This window comes from Thalassotalea sp. 1_MG-2023, from assembly GCF_030546745.1.
Lineage (GTDB): Bacteria > Pseudomonadota > Gammaproteobacteria > Enterobacterales > Alteromonadaceae > Thalassotalea_C.
The window spans coordinates 190089-208259 of sequence record NZ_JAUOPD010000005.1 but is presented as its reverse complement, the minus strand read 5'-3'; the positions used below and the strand labels follow the sequence as shown (position 1 = coordinate 208259).

The window sequence follows — 18171 nt, the reverse complement described above, 5'->3', positions numbered from 1 at the left end:
GCTGTGAATAATGCTTTTAGCTTAACCAAATTAGCATTAAAAATTTAATAACGGGGTAATAATCATATCAGGTAAAATACCTACACCAATGCTTAACAAGAAGATAACGCTAATCCAAAGTCGAATACGCCAAGTCGTCATGTGGCTCATTGTAACTACCTCTTTTTTAAACAACTGAAAAATCATCGGCAAATAGTAGCCCAATGCAATACCACTCCCTACAATCAGCGCAATCAATAATGGCCATAATGCATTATTTGCTGCGAGTATTATCAGATAAAACTTGCCGATAAAGCCAGCAGTTAAAGGTATACCTATCAAACTTAACAATGCCACAATAAGTACTAAAGCTTTAATGGGCGAATACCAAAACATCCCCTTCCAATGAGATAACTCAATATTATTACCAACATTACGCTCTCGCTCAATTAACACTAACACGCCAAATATCGCAATATTTGCTATTAAATAGGCGAATAAATAAAACAACACCGCTTGTCTTGCTAACAATATTGCCTGTTGTTGATGTACCAATAAAACAATCATCAAATACCCCATATGGGCAATCGAAGAAAAAGCGAGAATACGCTTAATATTGTTTTGACCTAACGCTAAGCAATTTCCCACAATCATAGAAATAATAGCTAAAGCACTTAACGCATGATGAATGCTTGGTAATGCAATCAATGTTTGAAAGCCTTCTACATAAAAACATTTAGCCAATGCGATAAACATCGCGCTTTTAGATATAGTGGCTAATACAAAGGTCACTGGCGTTGGTGAACCTTGATAAACATCAGGCGTCCAAAAATGAAACGGTACTAATGAGAGTTTAAAACCAATTCCAGCGATAAACAGTAAGAAGCCTATTTGAGCAATCATATTATCGGCACTTTCTGCCTGCATTTGCACAAAAGATAAACTGCCTGTCTGGCTATAAAGAAAGGCAATACCCAGTAACATAAAACTTGAAGCACTGGCACTTAGAATTAAATATTTAAAACTAACTTCTATAGCATGCCGTTGGTGTCGAAAATATCCCGTTAAACCCACTAATGATATACTTAGCAATTCAAAACCAAGAAATAAACTCGCAAAATGATCACTAGCCACTAAAACCCCTGCACCGAGAACAGTAAGTAAGAGTAATAAATAAAATTCATCATGAACTTCTAAATGACTGTGTAAATAAGCTTTGCTCATGTAAACAGCAGCAAAACCTGCCAGCAATACCCACAAAAAGGCGACCAAAGAAAAACTATCAACATAGAGTAACTCAGTAACATGCACTGCTGGTTGCCCAACTAACGACACCGTAGCAACAATCGTTACCAGCAATACCATTAACGTAAACCAAGCGATAATTTGTTGGCTACGTTGCCAAGAAATAAGCAACAAACAACAGACTACTCCAAGCGCAACGAGTAGTTGAGGAGTCAATAAAAGCCAAGTGTTTAACGACATTTAATAACCCCCTTGAAAAGTAAATTGCAATAACACTTGAGGGTAAATTCCGATCAAAAAAAGCAGTACGGCTAACACCAAGCAGATTGCCCCTTCTCTTATCGATAAATCTTCTATCTTGGTCGAGGTATTATCGCGTTTTACACCATGAAAAGCAGTTTGAAATAAACGTAGGCCATAGATAGCTGAGCCAATCATGCCGAGTGCCGCTAATAATGCATGTAATGGAGAAACCGCAAATACGCCAAGTAAACTATAAAACTCTCCAATAAAGTTTGCCAAACCCGGTATGCCAAATGCAGCAGCAACAAACACTAAAGTGACCCCTGCCATCCAAGGCGCACTTAACGCTAAATTACCCATTTGGGCTAAATCTCTGGTGTGAATACGGTGATAGATCATACCCGCTAAACAAAAGAGAGCAGCACTACTAATACCGTGGGCGATAATCGTCACAATAGCGCCATTAAACGCATTATAATTAAAGGCAAATAATGCCATCATCACAAAACCCATATGGCTAATACTGCTATAAGCGATTAAACGTTTGCAATCAGACTGTGCAAACGCCATTTTCGCGCCGTACAAAACACTCACAACCCCCAGGGTCATGGCGATAGGCGCAAACTGCATGCTGGCATTTGGAAACAGTAAAATAACAAAACGAATCAAACCGTATGCACCCGTTTTCAATAAAATACCTGCCAGCAATACACTGCCTGCTGTTGGGGCTTGAGTGTGTGCGTCAGGCAACCAAGAATGGAATGGTACAGAAGGTAACTTAACGGCAAATGCGATGAAAAAGCCAATCATAAGAAACGTTGCGGTTTCTGGTGAAAATGCTAACTGTTGCCAGTCACTGTATAGGAAACTGAATTGTCCAACCTGCTGTTGATGCATGAAAGCAAGCATAATAATCGCCACTAACATGCATAAGCTACTCACTTGGGTAAAGACAAAAAACTTCACAGCAGCAAAATAACGATTTTCATGTCCCCATATTGCAATTAGTGCCGTTATCGGCAACAGCATCACTTCCCAAAACACGAAAAATAAAAAAACATCGCTCGCAGCAAATACACCAATGATCCCAGCAATCGCGCAAAGTATATTAAAATAATAAAAACCCTGTCGTTCGCTAACTTCTTGCCATGAAATGGCTATCGCGATAAACGCAAGCAATAGCGTTAACGAAATCAATAAAATACTAAGCTGATCAAGTGAAAACTGTAGTTTAATGTTAAACGCTTCAATCCATGTAGCATCAACAATAACCGTCCATACTTCAAAACGATGTTCAGCTTGAAACAGCTGAAAACAAAATAAAAAACTAGCGATAACAACAGCTATAAGCGCAACGACTTTAGGTGCTTGAATAAAGTATTTTTCAACACGCCAAGCCAGTAACGCAAAGACAAGTAGTAACGCAATCATTAACAGAATTATCATACTAGCCACGCTCCTAACCAAAGCATTAATCCACAGGCAAAAGCAGCAGCGTACCAGCGTAATAAACCATTTTGTAAAGAGGCAGCAACGTCACGTAGAAGTTTGGCATACCAAGCACACAACATCACCAGTTGATCGATGAGATCCTTACGATTAACCTTAGCAATGAACATAAAAGGCGTAACAACAAGATGTGTATATAAACTGTCAAAACCTAAGCCCGAATAACACCAACGTTTAACCCTATTTGTTTGAATGCTTTGATAGGACTGTGCAATTTTTGTCGAATTACCCAATCGGTATTCACGAAAAATCCACCAAGAAAAAGCAATACCAATAAAGGGGGTAGCAACCGCAACACTGTGTAGCCAAGAAGGTTCTTGCTTCATCACTTGCGTTGTTAATGGTTGAAAGACAGTCGTAAGATCAATATTCAGCCAACCACCAAACAATGACAGAATCACCAATAAACTCAGCGAAGCTTTAATTAGCACTCCGTCACTTTTTACGATTGATATATTTTCTCTTGCGCTGCCCATAAAGGCCAAAAAGAATAATCGACAACTATAAATTGAGGTAATTAGGGCACCTATTATTGCTAACCACCAAAAAATAGGGCCTGCTGTAGGTGATTGCCATAAATGGCCAATTATTGCTTCTTTTGAGAAAAACCCTGAGGTACCAGGTAAAGCAACCAAACAAGCTAAACCGACAATAAAAAAGGCAGATTCAACCGGTAATCGTTTTAATAAGCCTCCCATTTTAAAAATGTTTTGTTGGTGATGTAAGGCATATATCACTGCACCAGCAGTCAAAAATAGCAATGCTTTGAAAAACGCATGGATCATTAAATGAAACACGCTAGCGCTCCAAGCACCAGCGCCTAGCGCTAACATCATATACCCTATTTGGCTCATAGTAGAGTAGGCAAGTATTCGCTTAATATCTGACTGCACTAACGCAGTTATGCCAGCAATTAACAAGGTTAAAACACCAATCCAAGCGATTAATGTCATTACCTCTGGCGATTGAATAAAAACATGATGCATACGTGCAATCAAATAAACACCCGCTGTTACCATGGTAGCAGCATGAATTAAAGCACTAACAGGTGTCGGCCCTGCCATTGCATCTGGTAGCCAAGTTTGTAGGGGTAACTGTGCTGATTTACCAACGGCACCACCTAACAAGAGTATCGTTATCCAGAAAGTTCGCTGTTCAGTTAACGGCCACTCTCCTTGTGCTAAAGTATTTAAGGTATTTATTTCAAGTGAATTGAGGCTGGTAAAAAGGAAAAGTAAACCGATAACTAATGCAGTATCACCGATGCGTGTAATGATAAACGCTTTTCTTGCCGCGGCAGCATTTTCAGGGACTTTATACCAAAAACCAATCAACAAGAAACTACATAACCCTACCCCTTCCCAACCTAAATAAAGCAACACTAAATTATCAGCAAGTACTAATAACAACATAGCAACGAGAAACAAATTCATGTACGCCATAAAACGATGAAAATGCGGATCTTCTTTCATATAGGCGGCCGCAAAACAATGGATCAGAAAACCCACGCCACTCACTACACAAACCATCACCGCTGAAAGCCGATCTAAATAAAATGCAATATTAACTTGGTGCGTATCTCCGGTATCAAAACTGGTTAAGGTAAACCATTGCCAGAGATTGACAGACAAGGTAGTAACATCGTTAAAGCTGAGCTGCCACATCAAATAACCACTTGATAGGGCCGATAACAAAACGGTAGTTACACTAATAACACTCGCAAGCTTCCACGATAACTGCCGCTGAAAAGCGATTAACAATGCAAAACTAATCAACGGATAAAATGGCAACCAAGCTAAAATCATCATCATTGCCCTTTCAAATCAGATAATACATCGATATCGAGTGAACGATATTGATGTTTCATACGAATTAATAAAGCTAGACCAACCGCTACCTCTGCAGCAGCAAGCGTTAATATCAACATGAACATGACTTGACCATCAGCTTGCTGCCAGACACTCCCGGCACCAATGAATGCTACACCGGTTGCATTTAGCATCACCTCTAAACTCATCAAAATAAACAGAGCATTTTTACGTACGATGACACCAACAAAGCCAATCAAAAATAAAATACTGGCTAAAATTAAAATATGTTCCAACGGAATAGCAGTCATTGTTGACCTCCGTGCGTAACATCTTTTGCAAAGTGATAAGCTGCAATTAAACCTGAGAGTAATAAAAATGACGCTATTTCAACTGCGAGCAAATACGGTCCATACAACAATATTCCAACCTGTTTTGAGTCAATTACCGTCGCGGAAAGTTGCTGCTGGATCCCTTGATGATTGATGGTATATAACAATTGAGCTAACAACACTAAGGCTAGAGTAACTGGGCCAAACCACATAGAAATGCCGTGATGAGAAGGCGCATATTGAGTTTCATCTTCTCGTAAACCAAACAACATTATGGCAAACACAAATAAAACTAAGATAGCGCCAGCATAAACAATCACTTCTAACCCTGCAGCAAAAGGGGCTCCCATAAGGTAGAAACAAACAGCAACTGCAATCAGTGATATCACTAAATACAACAACGCGTGTACGGTGTTTTTTCGCGTTACCACCTTGATACTCGCAACAATGGCAATCAGTGCGGCAAGGTAAAACATCGTTACTATTGGAGAAAAGTTCATGGCATCAAACTCTTCACATCAATTGGAGGCTTCTCTTGACTGCCTTGACCTTTGTCTTTGTTTTTTATTGAGATCCCTGATTGCTGATAAAAACTATAATCTGGATACTTGCCAACACCGTCGATTAATAAATGATGCTTTTCATACACTAAACTTTGACGATCATACTCAGCAAGTTCAACATCAGGGGTCAATTGAATAGCATAGGTTGGGCAAGCTTCTTCACAAAATCCACATAAAATACAACGCGAGAAGTTGATTCTAAAAAACTCAGCTCGTTTCCTTCCGTCATCATCAACCGTTTGCTGCAATGCAATACAGTCTACAGGGCAAGCAACCGCACAAAGATTACAAGCAACGCAGCGCTCTTGACCATCAGGCTCTCTGGTTAACACAATTCTGCCACGATATCGTGGCGCTAAGTACGGTTTTTGTTCAGGGTATTCAACCGTATCTGCTTTGGTAAACGTATGCTTTAATACCAACCACATCGTTCGCAATTGACTTAACATTAAATCACCTCCGTTAACGCCAACACAGCTGTTACCAGCAAATTCACTAACGCGAGCGGCAGCATATATTTCCAGCCAAATAACAGTAATTGATCAAACCTCGGACGCGGCAGTGATGTACGTAACAAAATAAACACCATCACCAACACACTGACTTTTAATAAATACCAAACAATCGCCGGAAGCCATGATGCTAAAGGCTCAGGCATTAACCAACCACCAAAAAACAACACAACAGACATACAAGAAATAAGCATTACGCCTAAATACTCACCTAAGAAGAATAGCGCAAACTTTAGTCCTGAATATTCAGTATGAAAGCCCGCGGTCAACTCAGTTTCTGCTTCAGGTAGATCAAAGGGCAATCGGTGACTTTCAGCAATACCCGCGATAAAAAACACAATAAAACCTACAAACTGGGTTTGAATAAACCAGCCTGACTGTTGGCTTAGTACTATTTCTCGTAAGTTAAAGCTACCACTAAGCAACACCACTCCCATCAGCGATAACCCCATAAACACTTCATAACTGACTGTTTGTGCTGCAGCTCGCATGCCGCCAAGTAAAGCATATTTAGAATTTGACGCCCAACCGGCAAGCACTACAGAGTAAACAGCAAGCGAGGCCATCGCTAAAAAGAACAATAAGCCAATATTTAAATCAGCAACCCCGATATTCGGTGAAAAAGGAATAACAGCAAAGCTCATCAACACGCAAACGGCACCAATAACCGGCGCGACAATAAACACTAATTTGTCACTAAACGGTGGTACCCAATCTTCTTTTCCAAGAATTTTTATGAGGTCTGCGAACGACTGTAAAATACCAAAAGGGCCTACCCGATTTGGTCCAAGTCTATCTTGCCAAATGCCAATTAGACGACGCTCTACCCAAACAAGCATTGCCGCAGAAGGGATAAGTAACCCTAATATGATGGAAATTTCAAACAGCTTTAACCAGGTATCATGCATCTTCTAACCCTCCAGAAACTAAACGGATAGGTATCGTTTGATCTTTTTCTTTTAGCCTTGTTAAGGTATTTTTTTGCTCAAGTTCAGCGGATTTTAAACGATTTTCAACCTGTTTATGCCATTGCTCAAGCGCTTGTTCGTCTGCCAATGTAACACTGACTAACTGCCAATGATTTTCATGCAGTTCATCTGCTTGCAAATACAAGTGGTTCACCGGTAAGTCATCATCAATCATCAATTGAGCGAACACCTCTTGTCTTGTTGACTGATTTTTTTTGCTTAATGACACCTTTACCCATTGTTTAACGGCTAATTGTTGCTTGTTAGCATAGCTTTTCGATACATACAGCACATTAGCTTGCACCATCATGCTAAATTCAGCTTGTGATCTCGTTAACCAAAACCGTCTGAACCATGGGACACTCATTGCTAAGCTAACATCATTGTGCTCAGTGTTAGCAGGCTTACCCTCATCGACAGATTGATATTGGTGAAATGGCTGCTCATTGAAGCTTAAAAATTTCGCTGATTGCCTGTTCATTAACGGGCCATTAGGTCGCTGTTGATAAAAAGTAATGGCTTGGTTTGAATTCCAGCCTGGCGCCCAAACGTAGGGCATGTTATCGCCGGTATCAATCGCACCGCCTTCCATTGAAAAGCGATAAGCTTCCTCACTTTGTGTCGTTTTTGCTTCATGAACCGTTTGATTTGCCATCTTCGCCGTTCTACCACTCACTCTGTGCGGCTCTCTGGCAATTGATGTATCGCTGGCATCAAGTTTGATTGGCCAACGATCAACATGCTTTTCAAACCACTCATGTAATGTAGAAAAGCTATTAATAACTGTTAATTCATCGGATAATTTCTCCAAGCCACTTGCCAGCAAACACAACCATTGCCAAGCATTTTGGATGGGTAATATCGGTGGTGTCACTGCATAGAAAGACTGAACCCTTCCTTGATAATTAGCAAAATGCCCATGCGATTCAGTGACAGGCGTTGCAGGTAACACCATATTGGCCGCTTGGGTAAATTTTCCGTCACTATGATCTATGGCAATACAAAGTTTATTCGCACTGTTTAAACGTTCAATTTGCGCTTTCGACAAGCTAGGTAACTCATGCTCTAAAACAATCAGTCCGGCAATATCACTATCGGTTATTGTTTGCTCTATTGTTTGTTCAACCGATTGGGTAATTTCTGTTGTTAAATATAATTGCCCAACCGTATTCGCCTCTGGTGCAGTCATCAATGAACAACTATTGCTATGACAAGCGCTAACAGCATCAATTAATGCAATGCTTGATGAAAACAGTCCATGATGTTGATGGCTCCAACCACTAATAACCAAGGGCTTTTTCGCTTGAATTAGCGCATCAGCAATCTGCAAAATATTAGGATTTATCTCGTGCTCACGATGCTTGTTAGTTAATACTGCAATTAATTGTTCGACCGCCAACTTGGTTTCTTCTGGTGATTGTAAGTATCGAGCTGACGCGACAGAATCTAATTTAGTGGCGACACTGGTAAAAATATACAACGGTGATTTTTGTTCACCAGCGATTGTTCTTACTGCGCTATCTTGCCAAGACGGGATCCCCATACTTTGCGCACGTGCAATACCCTTATTGCGTAATGCTTGTCTTACCGATAAGGCAATTCTTGCGGCACTTTGGGTAATATCTTCATCAATGATCAAGACAAAATCGGCTTGTTCTATTTCAGCTAAAGAAACCGGTTGATGGCGTGATAAGTAATCTGCATGCTGTTTAGCAAAAGGTAATTGAGTTGCTGAAAAGCCCGTACTGAAGTTTCTTACACCGACTATTTCCCGTAATAATTGATTGCTTTCAATACTCGCTCGACCCGAGCCTATCGCTAAGAATTGTTTTTTCCGATAATGCAACAATGCACGAACGACATCTTGTTTTTTTAAGCCCATTGGCGACGAATGATCAATGCCCTTCGTGCGTGTTAATCGTTTATTGCTGTTAACATACGATAAACCAAAGCGACCATGATCACAGATAAAGTAGCCATTTAATTCATGGTGATAACGATTCATGACTCGTCTAACACTACCGTACCTTTCACCGACGCTAAGATTACACCCCACAGAACAATTCGCACAAATAGAGGGCGCTGATTGTAAATCCCATTTACGCGCATAATGTGCTGAGAAGTGTTTATTGGTAAACACCCCTGTTGGACAAACCTCTACGAGATTACCGCTAAATTCACTCTCTAATTGGCCATCTTCTTGACGACCAAAGTACACTTGGTTTTTCGAACCAAAAACACCGAGGTCTTCTCCGCCTGCATAATCTTTATAAAAACGAACACAACGATAACAAGTAATGCAGCGATTCATTTCATGGCCAACAAATTGCCCTAAGTCTTGATTGGTAAAGGTGCGCTTCAACCCTTCATAGTTCCGTGATGTGTGGCCTGTCATCACAGTCATATCTTGTAAGTGGCACTCCCCCCCTTCTGCGCACACTGGGCAATCATGTGGATGATTCGTCATCATTGCCCCAATAACTTGTTCACGGAACTCCTGTGATGCATGATCATTAATACTAATGCGCATTCCTTCAGCAACTGGTGTGGTACAAGCCATCACAATACGACCTTTTTTATCATGCTCGTCTTGATATTGCGTCACAGCACATTGACGGCAAGCACCAACAGAGCCCATCGCAGGATGCCAACAAAAGTAAGGTAGATTTAACTTATTAGACAGTACGGCAGCCAATAAATTGTCATTACCATCAACTTGATAAGCGTCACCATTGATATAAATGGTGAGTAGTTGGTTATCCATGATGCCCCCTTTGCTGATATGGGCAGCAGTGTTCTTCAATGTGCTGTATGAAATCATCGGTAAAATAATTTAACGCACTTCTTAAAGGCTCTACCGCACCTGGAGCTAATGCACAGTGTGTTTTACCAATCCACATAAAATCACATAATCGATAAAGTTCGTCGATATCAGTTAATGTTCCTTTCCCTTGCTCTATTCTAGTTAGAATTTCCAATGCCCACGGTGTACCATCACGACAGGGAGTACACCAACCGCAAGACTCTTGCGCAAAAAACTGCATAATATTTTTCACCATGGCAACAGGGCAATTCTTATCATCCAGTACAATTAGCCCGCCTGTTCCTAAGCGGCTGCCAGCTTTAGCGATTGAATCGTAATCCATTGCTACATCTAAATGTTCTGGTAGCAAGAAATCTGTTGATGCACCGCCGGGCAATAAACCTTTTAATGCTAACCCTTCACACATTCCGCCTGCGTGATCATTTAACAGTCGCCCGATGCTAACTCCCATGGGTAACTCCCAAAGCCCAGGGATTTTGATACGGCCACAAGCACCGTATATTTTCGTTCCAGCATCACTTTCAGGCGCATGCTGTTGAAACCACTCAACGCCGTGGGCAAAAATATGGGGTAAATTACTTAACGTTTCTACGTTATTAACGATAGTGGGTTTACCAAATAAACCAGCAACTTGTGGAAAAGGTGGTTTTGCTCTCGGTGTTGCGCGTTTTCCTTCTAAGGCATTAATCAATGCCGTTTCTTCCCCACAAATATATCGCCCTGCACTGGTGTGCAAATGTAACTCTAGGCTATAGCCACTTTGCTGAATATCGTTACCTAACCAGCTTGCCTGATAAGCTTCGTCAATTGCTTGTTGGATCCGCTTAGCCGCAAGGTGATATTCACCTCTTAAAAAAATGTAAGCACGCGTTGCACCGATGATGTAACCGGCAATAATCATTGATTCAATAAGCTGGTGAGGAACGCCCTCTAATAACAATCTATCTTTAAACGTTCCTGGTTCCATTTCATCAGCGTTACAAATAAGGTATTTAGGTTCTTTTGCTCTAGGGTCGTCTTCTTCAAATTCAGGTAAAAAGCTCCACTTCATCCCTGTAGGAAAACCAGCGCCGCCACGGCCCTTTAAGCCTGAACTCTTCACGGTATCTAAAGCCTCTGCTGGCGTATACTCAAAAAGCACTTTTTTCGCGGCGGCATAACCCTTTTGTTGACAGTAGCCCTTGAAATTTAACGGGTTATTAACATCAACCAAATGCGTTAACGGATGTGTTAAAGGTGTCATCTGCCCACCCCTTTATTATCTGCCGCTTGCAATGTTTGTAAAATATCCACCACATTTTGTGGGGTGAGACTTTGATAAAGCTGATTGTCAATCATCATCACCGGTGCTTGATCGCAGGCGCCTAAACAGGCATTTGACAACAACGTGAACATGCCATCAGAAGTCGTTTGACCATATTCTATTGCTAAATAATTTTTAATGGCTGATACCACGGCATCGTAACCACACAAATGGCAACTGATACTATTACAAATATGAATCACGTATTTCCCAACCGGTTGGCGGTAAATAAGGTTATAGAACGTTGCTACACCTTCTAAGTCTGCTGATGGTATTCGTAAATAAGCAGCAATCGCATGTAGTGAATCATCGCTGATCCAACCTCGTTGCAGTTGGACAATTTTCAATGCTTCTATACTGCATGCTTCTCGGGTTTCCATGATCTGCAACTCATGATCAATAGCGATCTTCTCTTGTTCGGTAAGGTAGTCTAAAGTTAATAAGTTACTGTTTAAATCTATGGTCATCACATCACCTGTCAACATCAGCCATCACGTAATCAATACTGCCAAGTGTCGCGATTAAATCTGCAACCATTTGGCCTCGAGAAATCACCGGTAGCATTTGCAAATGCGCAAAACTCGGTGTTCTTATGCGTGTGCGATAACTCATCGTTGAACCGTCACTGATCAAGTGATAGCCCATAATGCCTTTGGTCGCTTCTACCGCAACAGATACTTCACCAACAGGAATTGTAGGCCCCCAAGATACGTTGATAAAATGTGGGATCAAAGTATCAATATCTGTCATGGTACGAGTTCTATCAGGCGGTGTTGTTTGTGGGTGTTCCGCTTTGTAAGGACCTTCAGGCATGTTATTTAAGCATTGTTCGATAATACGAATACTTTGCCTCATTTCTTCAATTCGAACGCGGCAGCGGTCATAACAATCCCCGTTGCTACCGGTTGGCACTTCAAAATCAAATTGATCATAACCACCATACGGTCGCTGCTTTCGTAAATCCCATGAATAACCTGTAGCACGTAAGCCAGGGCCAGTAACGCCCCATTCAAGCGCCTCTTTAGTAGAGTACGCGCCAATTCCTTGGGTACGTTGTTTTAAGATACTGTTTTGCATGACCATCTTGTCATATTCATCAAGTCTGGCTGGTAGGTAATTCACGTATTCTCGAACAAGTGTCTGCCAACCTTTTGGTAAATCTGACGCTAAACCACCAATACGAAACCAACTAGGGTGCATACGAGCCCCCGAAATAGCTTCAACAATACCGAACAGTTTTTCGCGATCTACGAACATATAAAAAATGGGTGAAAGTGCACCGACATCTTGGGCAAACGTACCGTAAAAAAGTAAATGGCTCAGAATTCGAAACATTTCGGCTGTCATTATGCGTGCAACTTTTGCGCGTTCAGGCACCTGAATGCCGGCAAGTTTTTCGACTGCCATCACATACGGAAAGTTGTTCATCACACCACCGAGGTAATCAATACGATCGGTATAGGGAATGTAACTATGCCATGATTGTCTTTCTCCCATTTTTTCTGCGCCGCGATGGTGATATCCAATATCGGGGACACAATCGACAATTTCTTCGCCATCCATTTGCAATACGATACGAAAAGCACCATGAACGCTCGGGTGATTCGGCCCTAAATTTAAAAACATGAAATCATTATCTGGACCTTGACGCTTCATTCCCCAAGCTTCTGGGTTGAACTGTAATGCCTTTTGCTCTTCGTCTTGTTTATGTTTTGGTAGTGTGAAAGGATCCATTTCTGTTGCTCTAGCAGGGTGCGTTTTCAACAGTGGATGTCCTTGCCATGTTGATGGCATCAAAATACGCGAAAGATGTGGGTGATTAAGAAAAACCACCCCAAACATATCCCACACTTCGCGCTCATACCAATTAGCATTAGGCCAATATTGGCAAACGCTTTCGATTGATTTATCGTGTTTTGTAAGCGCAACTTTTAACCGAATATCTTGGTTTCTTTGCGGAGATGTTAAGTGATAACTAATGGTAAAGTCAGCCACATGTTTAGACTTATGGCGTCTTTCACTTTCATCGATAGCGGTAATATCAAAGCAAACGGTAAAAGGCTCAATTAATTCATGTCGAACAGCCTGCATCACTCGGCATACATCTTGTTTTAACAGCCAAACCGTTGGAATATCATCACAAATATTATCTTGCTTATTTGCAGGTATTAACGATACGTCATGAATCAATGCGCGAATTTCTTCAATAATAGGCAGTTGATTAGGTTGGTGCCAATCTTGACTGAGCGATATATCCACCTGATTTGTCATACGGAATCTGGCTCATCTAAATTGGTCGTTGCGATACGATGCTCGTGCTTGATGTCTCGCAAAGAAGGTTTAGCTATTTCACTCACACCAGCTTCATCTACCATCCAACTAACTTGTCTTGGTTGATGAGCTATCTTAGTTTGCAATAATAAAATGGCTTCCATTAACGCTTCTGGCCTTGGCGGACAACCCGGTACATAAACATCAACGGGGATAAACTTATCAACGCCTTGTACAACGCTGTAAATATCGTACATACCACCAGAGTTAGCACAAGACCCCATTGAAATTATCCACTTAGGCTCTAATAATTGCTCATAAAGATGCTGTATAACTGGCGCCATTTTTCGAAAGCATGTACCAGAAATGACCATCAAATCAGCCTGACGTGGCGTTGCTCTGATCACTTCCGCGCCAAAACGCGCAATATCGTGTCTTGAAGTAAAACTGGTCGCCATTTCAACGTAGCAGCAACTCAACCCGAAATTAAAAGGCCAAATAGAGTTTTTACGCCCCCAATTGGCTAAATCATCTAATTTAGAAAACAAAACATTACGCGATAACTCTTGTTCAACTTGTTGCTTAGACTGCGACATTTGTTTATCAAGTTCAGCTTTAGTTAACGACCACTCCATTAGCGCTCCTTTTCAGTATGATTGATTTGGATTGTGTCTGCTTTAATCGACAAGTGCCGTCTGGTTAATGACAATGCGCCAACGCGATACAAATATAGTAACGCTGCAAGTAGAATAAAAATAAAAACAGATGCTTCAATAAACCCAGGCCACCCTGACTCTTTAAAGGCGATGACCCAAGCAAAGAGAAAAATCGTTTCTAGATCAAAAATGACAAAAAAGACGGCATAAAGAAAAAAATGAGAGGTAAAGCGAGTTTTATTAGCATTAACAGATATAACGCCAGATTCATAGGGTAAGTTTTTTGCAGGGAGTTTCGCTTTAGTACCAAGCACATGAGAAAGTATCATCATGGCAACTAACATGATAACCAGCGTTAAAAAGTATGCAGCAATCGGCCAAATTTGCGAGACTTGCTCACCCATCGCACTGAGCTCCCCAAATGTTTAACATTTGATTTATTATCGCGATAGACTACTTACTTACCGGCAGTATTATATTGCTCATATCAGAAAAAGCCTGCGATACGAGCTGTTTTTTAATCAGCTATTCTAATCATAAGACAAAGATAATATTTTGCAAATATACCGTACATTCAATTAATTAAAATTAGGGGCTATTGAACTTTGTGGTTTAAATGTAATTCGTATTCAACGTTTTTTGTTCAAGGCGTGAGTAATTTCGGGTGGTTACTCCATGTAAAGGGCAAACAGCGATGACACCCTTTTTCGTTACCGTTGCTAGAAGTATAAGAGCATATTGAGCTTTGTGGTATAAATGAACTAAAAAGGCAGCGATTGTTTAATTTTCTACGTTGTTGTTGCGTTGTTGCTACGTTCTTGAAGAAGCATAGCTACACGACAAGAACGCTGTAAATGATAAAAAAACAAACTAAAGGCTGCAAAATCATTGAACAAAGTTAAACACGCAGAAGAATTACATTTTGCTATTCTTCTGCGCCGTTTATCAGCTCCGTTAATTGGCCTAACTTGGCTAACACTTGTGCATGAATTGATTTTCTAGGGTAGCGCCCCACACTATTGATTTCACCAGCTGTTTGACCCATTAATATTTCCATTGATTGATCTACATTATCAACCGCATAAATATGAAACTTCTTGGCGTTAACCGCGGCAATAACTTCTGGAGCTAACATTAAATTTGTCATGTTCGTTTTTGGAATAATCACCCCTTGCTGACCCGTTAAGCCTTTATCTTTGCAAAGGCGATAAAATCCTTCTATTTTTTCATTAACGCCACCAATCGATTGCACTTCCCCATGCTGGTTCATAGAACCCGTTATCGCTATTGCTTGTTCAATTGGAAGTTGAGCAATTGCAGAAATCAACGCACATAATTCAGCCATTGAAGCACTGTCGCCATCTATATGCCCATAAGATTGTTCTATCGCAATATTGGCTGAAATTGACACTGGCAGCTCACGCCCATATTTGTGGCCAATATAACCACTGAGTAATAATACACCTTTCGAATGTATCGATTTACCAAGGTCGACTTCTCGTTCAATATCGGTAATGCCGTGACTCCCCGCATAGACAGTTGCCGTGATCCTAGCTGGAGTACCAAACACAGTATCGCCAATTTCAAGTACCGTTAAACCATTAACTTTCCCTATTTGTTGGCCACACGTACTGATCAACACTTGTTCTTCTTTAATTTCATCTAGCCATGCTTCACTAATGCGCCCGGTTCGTTTCTCTTTCGCTTTTATTGCTTGCAGCACATGCTCAGCGGTTAACGGGGTGGTTAATTCTGCCTTGCGCCACAAGTAAGCAGACTCATCAAGTAAGTCGTTCACTTGCACGATATTTGCAGATATTTTGTGTTGGTGTTCTGCACGCCTTAATGCATAGCGAATAAGTTCTAACACTGCGCAGTCGCTAAGCTCAGGGTATTTTTGTTGGTAAGCTCGTTGCCTTATGAGTTGTGCGTATTCTAATAAACGCTCATCGCTGGTATCTAAATAACGGTCGAAATCTGCAAGTACACGAAAAAGCTCAGTAAATTCTTGATCGTAATCTTGAAGCATATAATAAATATCAGGGTCACCTAACAGCACAACTTTTACTTGTAACGGTATTTTTTCTGGTTGAAGACTAAAAGAACCAGGTTGAGCAAATTCAGAGTATGGGTTTTCAATGGTAATTTCTTGCGTTTTTAACGCGAGTTTTAATTTTGCCCAAACTAAGGGTTGATTTAACAATTTCTCAGCTTCAAGTAATAGGTAGCCACCATTGGCACGATGTAAAGCTCCAGGACGAATTAGCCGATAACTGGTATAAGTACTTCCTTGAAAGCTAGCAAAATCAACATGACCAAATAAACGCTGAAAAGTAGGGTTCTGCTCATATACAACAGGGGCACCCTCATGTTCATCCCGCGCAACTAATAGGTTTGGTAAAAAACGCTCAACCATTAATTTTCGTGTGTCTTTTTCGTTCGGTTGCTGGTCTTCGTTTTCAACTACTAATAATTCTAACACCACATCAACCACATGATGTTTAACACTTGATAAGTATTTTAATACTCCATCATTGTTAGCAAATTCGTCTTCTAATTCTTGTAAAAACGGACGAATACTTTGCTCTGCCGTTTCTTGCTTTAATTTGCGTAATTTATCTGACGAAATGCGCTTCCATTGGGGAAGTTCAATTAATTGCTCAGAAAGAATGTTTTCTAATTTTTCAAGTTCGTCATAAAAGGCATTGCGTTTGGCTTCATCTAATTTAGCAAACTCTTGATCGTTTAATGGTTTACCGTCATTTAAAGGCGCAAAGGCAATTTCACCTGCTTCTTCATATACGACCACTTCGTTTTCTAACGCCAAAGCCTCAACATGTGCAATGGCCTGATCGTACTTTCGATTAAACTCGCGATCTATTGCTGCTTTTTGTCGTTGATAGCTTGGGTTATCAAAAATTTCAGGAAATAAATCTAATAATTCATCTATGAATGTATTCATTCGAGCTAGTAACTGTTTACCATCACCAGGACTTACATAAAGCTTATAAGGCGCATGAACATCATCAAAGTTATTGATATAACACCACTCATCAGGTGTTACTTGCTCGCTAGCAAGTTTTGTGAGCATTTGTTTAACTAATGTTTGTCGACCCGTGCCATGCTCACCCATCGCAAAAACATTAAACCCTCGTGTTTGCATTGATAAGCCAAATGCTAACGCTTCTTTTGCTCGTTGATGACCAAGAAATATTGATGATTGAGAAGAGTCTTGAGCGATGTTTTTGAAAAGCGATGCATCTAACTTTGCAGTTAATTTTTCCGGCGCCAATCGATATTGGCTAAGACTTACGGTCATATTGATGATACCTGAGTACAGAAAGTAAATAGTTTACGGGCGGATGGTATTCATTCATATATGGCAAGGTAAACCATCCTTGATAACATTTATCAAGGCATAGTGTACTCTGAACTAAGGTAAAGTCGCAAAAAATACCTCGACTATGGCGTTAAACTTTTTCTAATAAAATGATCATGCCCGCAATAGATACATTTTTTCACTTCCGTCATATGCGTAACAGCAGTCGCCTTATGGCATTGTTGGCACTCAAGCATACCAAAGCCAATAATATCACCTTCTTGATATATACCGTCATGCTGAAAATCATCAGGAATTTCAGCCCATTCAACTTGTGATTTATCGGTAATATTTGCCATATTCGCCCAAAAAGATTCCTTCATTAAGGATAAATAAATCGAATGCTTCGCCTCTTTTTGATTCTGTGCATAAAACTCTTGTAGATCATATTTAAAATTTGCGACAAATTGTTTAACACGATCTTCCGGCAACTTTTCCATGGCAAACAGAATTGATTTTGCTTGTTCTACCAATTCAACAATTTGTGTGACTTCATGTTTTTTGACATCTGTGATCCAGTCAGACATGTCTTGATAAAAGTCAGAATAGTTATCTTTTTTCATCTTACTTCCGTCAACG

15 protein-coding genes are annotated in these 18171 nt (G+C 40.5%); all 15 read right to left on the bottom strand.

Annotation, left to right across the window (positions count from 1 at the left end; all coding sequences use genetic code 11):
* Nucleotides 1-36 precede the first annotated feature (36 nt).
* Complete coding sequence (locus tag Q4489_RS06175) at nucleotides 37-1464, bottom strand: NADH-quinone oxidoreductase subunit N (protein WP_303478156.1); 1428 nt, start codon at nucleotides 1462-1464, stop codon at nucleotides 37-39.
* Nucleotides 1465-2913: a NuoM family protein gene (locus tag Q4489_RS06170; RefSeq protein WP_303478154.1), complete on the bottom strand. Its 1449-nt coding sequence runs from the start codon at nucleotides 2911-2913 to the stop codon at nucleotides 1465-1467. It lies immediately after the preceding gene.
* Nucleotides 2910-4787 (bottom strand): NADH-quinone oxidoreductase subunit L, encoded by a 1878-nt coding sequence (nuoL, locus tag Q4489_RS06165; protein WP_303478152.1) that lies wholly within the window; start codon nucleotides 4785-4787, stop codon nucleotides 2910-2912. The genes Q4489_RS06170 and nuoL overlap by 4 nt, the downstream gene beginning before the upstream one ends.
* Nucleotides 4784-5095 (bottom strand): NADH-quinone oxidoreductase subunit NuoK, encoded by a 312-nt coding sequence (gene nuoK, locus Q4489_RS06160; protein ID WP_303478151.1) that lies wholly within the window; start codon nucleotides 5093-5095, stop codon nucleotides 4784-4786. The genes nuoL and nuoK overlap by 4 nt, the downstream gene beginning before the upstream one ends.
* Nucleotides 5092-5616, bottom strand: coding sequence for an NADH-quinone oxidoreductase subunit J (gene nuoJ / locus Q4489_RS06155; protein ID WP_303478150.1), 525 nt, complete (start codon nucleotides 5614-5616; stop codon nucleotides 5092-5094). Before nuoJ ends, nuoK begins: the two co-directional genes overlap by 4 nt.
* A complete protein-coding gene (gene nuoI, locus Q4489_RS06150) occupies nucleotides 5613-6128 on the bottom strand; it encodes an NADH-quinone oxidoreductase subunit NuoI (protein ID WP_303478149.1) in 516 nt (171 codons plus the stop codon). The genes nuoJ and nuoI overlap by 4 nt, the downstream gene beginning before the upstream one ends.
* Nucleotides 6128-7099, bottom strand: coding sequence for an NADH-quinone oxidoreductase subunit NuoH (gene nuoH / locus Q4489_RS06145; RefSeq protein WP_303478148.1), 972 nt, complete (start codon nucleotides 7097-7099; stop codon nucleotides 6128-6130). The genes nuoI and nuoH overlap by 1 nt, the downstream gene beginning before the upstream one ends.
* Nucleotides 7092-9923 carry an NADH-quinone oxidoreductase subunit NuoG gene (gene nuoG, locus Q4489_RS06140; protein WP_303478147.1) on the bottom strand — a complete coding sequence of 944 codons (2832 nt, stop codon included), beginning with the start codon at nucleotides 9921-9923 and terminating at the stop codon, nucleotides 7092-7094. The genes nuoH and nuoG overlap by 8 nt, the downstream gene beginning before the upstream one ends.
* Nucleotides 9916-11226 carry an NADH-quinone oxidoreductase subunit NuoF gene (gene nuoF, locus Q4489_RS06135; RefSeq protein WP_303478146.1) on the bottom strand — a complete coding sequence of 437 codons (1311 nt, stop codon included), beginning with the start codon at nucleotides 11224-11226 and terminating at the stop codon, nucleotides 9916-9918. The genes nuoG and nuoF overlap by 8 nt, the downstream gene beginning before the upstream one ends.
* Nucleotides 11223-11753 carry an NADH-quinone oxidoreductase subunit NuoE gene (gene nuoE, locus Q4489_RS06130; protein ID WP_303478144.1) on the bottom strand — a complete coding sequence of 177 codons (531 nt, stop codon included), beginning with the start codon at nucleotides 11751-11753 and terminating at the stop codon, nucleotides 11223-11225. Before nuoE ends, nuoF begins: the two co-directional genes overlap by 4 nt.
* A gap of 4 nt (nucleotides 11754-11757) precedes the next feature.
* A complete protein-coding gene (gene nuoC / locus Q4489_RS06125) occupies nucleotides 11758-13557 on the bottom strand; it encodes an NADH-quinone oxidoreductase subunit C/D (protein ID WP_303478143.1) in 1800 nt (599 codons plus the stop codon).
* A complete protein-coding gene (locus Q4489_RS06120; protein ID WP_303478142.1) occupies nucleotides 13554-14192 on the bottom strand; it encodes an NADH-quinone oxidoreductase subunit B family protein in 639 nt (212 codons plus the stop codon). Before Q4489_RS06120 ends, nuoC begins: the two co-directional genes overlap by 4 nt.
* On the bottom strand, nucleotides 14192-14617 hold the full coding sequence (gene ndhC, locus Q4489_RS06115; protein WP_303478140.1) for an NADH-quinone oxidoreductase subunit A: 426 nt from the start codon (nucleotides 14615-14617) through the stop codon (nucleotides 14192-14194). The genes Q4489_RS06120 and ndhC overlap by 1 nt, the downstream gene beginning before the upstream one ends.
* Before the next feature lie 521 nt (nucleotides 14618-15138).
* Complete coding sequence (locus Q4489_RS06110; RefSeq protein ID WP_303478138.1) at nucleotides 15139-17532, bottom strand: ATP-binding protein; 2394 nt, start codon at nucleotides 17530-17532, stop codon at nucleotides 15139-15141.
* Between the two features lie 143 nt (nucleotides 17533-17675).
* Nucleotides 17676-18155, bottom strand: coding sequence for a hypothetical protein (locus tag Q4489_RS06105; protein WP_303478137.1), 480 nt, complete (start codon nucleotides 18153-18155; stop codon nucleotides 17676-17678).
* Nucleotides 18156-18171: the final 16 nt, after the last annotated feature.